Source organism: Syntrophaceae bacterium (genome assembly GCA_013177825.1).
Lineage (GTDB): Bacteria > Desulfobacterota > Syntrophia > Syntrophales > PHBD01 > PHBD01.
Genome location: JABLXX010000025.1, coordinates 1 through 2,275 on the forward strand (window position 1 = coordinate 1; position 2,275 = coordinate 2,275).

Here is a 2,275-nt window from a genome sequence, read left to right on the forward strand (position 1 = left end):
CGAAGGAACGGGTGCAGTTCGGGAAGCCCCTGTCCTCGTTCCAGGGGATGCAGTGGATGCTGGCGGAGATGGCCCTGTCGGTGGAGACGGCGCGGTCGATCGTGTACCGGGCGGCGTCGATGATCGATTCGGAGCCGGAGGCGGCGGACCTTCCGAAGATCGCCTCCATGGCGAAGTGGTACGCCTCGGACGTGGCGATGAAGGTGACCACCGACGCCGTGCAGGTCTTCGGCGGGTACGGCTATGTCCGGGAATATCCTGTAGAACGAATGATGCGGGACGCAAAGATCACCCAGATCTACGAGGGGACGAACCAGATCCAGCGGACCATCATCGCCGGGCAGATCCTCCGTTAACATGGGTGGCCTGACGCAGTCCTGGAAATGAGGAGAGGAAATCGGAATGGATAGATCCTACGTGAACTACACAGTGGAAGACCGTCTTGCGGTGGTGACCATAGACAACCCGAAGATGAACGCCTTGAGCGGACCGGTCGTCGAAGAACTCGGCATGGTGTTCGACGAACTGGATGCCCGTACGGAAATCGGCGTCGCCATCCTCATCGGCGGCGGGACAAGGGCCTTTGTCGCCGGCGCAGACATCAAGGGCTTCGGGAACTTCCTCGGGAATCGGGAAGCGGCCTTCCAGAGCTCCCGGGGCATGCAGGCGGTATTCTCGAAGATCGAGAACTCGCGTGTGGTGGTGATCGCCGCGATCAACGGCCTGGCCTTAGGGGGTGGATGCGAGCTGGCGGCGGCCTGTGACATCCGGATCGCCGGCGACAATGCCGTCATCGGTGTTCCGGAGGTGAAACTCGGCCTGATCCCCGGGGCCGGTGGGACGCAGCGCCTTGCGCGCCTGTTGGGAAAGGGGCGGGCCAAGCTGATGGCCCTGACGGGGGATTTTTTCAGCGCCCAGGACGCCTTCCAACTGGGGCTCCTGGAGAAGGTTGTCCCGGCGGCGGATGTTCTGGCAGAGGCGAAGAAGATCGCTGCCTCCATTCTCGGCAACGCCCCGCTGGCGGTGGAAGCGGCGAAGCGGGCGGTCAACCGCGGCGTGGAAATGCCTTTGGAAGAAGGACTGAAACTCGAAGCCGGATTCGTCGGTGACCTCTTCCTGACGGAAGACCTCAAAGAGGGGGCCACCGCCTTCGTGGAAAAGCGCTTTCCCGTTTTCAAGCGTAAATAGCGGCAACGGGCGCGCGGGGATTCGGGTGCGCAAGACATGGGGAACGTCCCCGGAAGCGGTTGCGGCCGTTGAACAAGGAGCAGAAAATGAACAGCACGGAAGTAGTACTCTACGAAACGGAAGAAGCCATCGCCTTCCTGACCTTCAACCGTCCGGAGGCAATGAACGCCCTCAACACGGAGGTGAACCTCAAGCTGATCGAACTGCTCGGCCGGGCGGAAGACGATCCGGACGTGCGGGTCATCATCCTGAAAGGGGCAGGGGACAAGGCCTTCGTCGCCGGGGGCGACATCAAGGAAATGCTGGACAAGGATTCCATGGGTGCCCGCGACTACGCACTGGCCGCCAAGCGGGTCATCGACAAAATCTGGAACCTGAAGAAGCCGGTGATTGCGGCGATCCAGGGCTTCTGCCTCGGCGGCGGCCTGGAGTATGCCCTGGCCTGCGATCTCCGGACGGCCTCGGAAAAGGCCCGCTTCGCCGTCCCCGAGATCAACATCGGGATCATGCCGGGCAGCGCGGGTACCCAGCGACTGGCTCGGATGATCGGCATCACCAAGGCCAAGCAGATGTGCTTCACGGGCGACATGATCGGGGCCCGGGAAGCGCTGGATCTCGGAATCCTCAATGAAGTGTACCCGCCGGACGAACTCCTGCCGAAGACGATCGAACTGGCGAAGAAGATCGCCTCCAAGAGCGCGCCGGCCATTACACTGATCAAGTCCGCCATCAACAAGGGAACCCAGATGGACCTCGAATCGGCGTCCATGTTCGAGATCGACTGCTTCGGGCTCTGCTTCTCGACGAAAGAGCAGAAGGTGGGGATGCAGGCCTTCGTCGGTAAGAAAAAATGACAGCACAGGAAAGGATATACAAGCCATGATCAGGAAGCTTTGTGTGATCGGTGCGGGCACCATGGGGGCGGGGATCGCCCAGGTGGCCGTCGAGAAGGGCGTCGAGGTGACGATGCGGGACGTGGAGGATCGCTTCGTCGAGAAGGGGCTGTCGACCATCCGGAATTTCCTCGGGAAGAAGCTGGAGAAGGGGAAGCTCTCGGCGGAGGATCACGACGCGATCCTGGGACGCC

4 protein-coding genes are annotated in these 2,275 nt (G+C 61.8%); all 4 read left to right on the forward strand.

The window, feature by feature from the left end; genetic code table 11:
- Window positions 1-356: acyl-CoA dehydrogenase (locus HPY65_19195; protein NPU86606.1), on the forward strand; the 356-nt coding region annotated here is incomplete at its 5' end.
- Between the two features lie 46 nt (window positions 357-402).
- Window positions 403-1,188, forward strand: a complete 786-nt coding sequence (locus tag HPY65_19200; protein NPU86607.1) for a hypothetical protein — start codon at window positions 403-405, stop codon at window positions 1,186-1,188.
- A gap of 86 nt (window positions 1,189-1,274) precedes the next feature.
- Complete coding sequence (locus tag HPY65_19205) at window positions 1,275-2,042, forward strand: crotonase (protein ID NPU86608.1); 768 nt, start codon at window positions 1,275-1,277, stop codon at window positions 2,040-2,042.
- Window positions 2,043-2,067: 25 nt separating this feature from the next.
- The coding region (locus HPY65_19210) for a 3-hydroxybutyryl-CoA dehydrogenase (GenBank protein ID NPU86609.1) at window positions 2,068-2,275 on the forward strand (208 nt) is incomplete at its 3' end.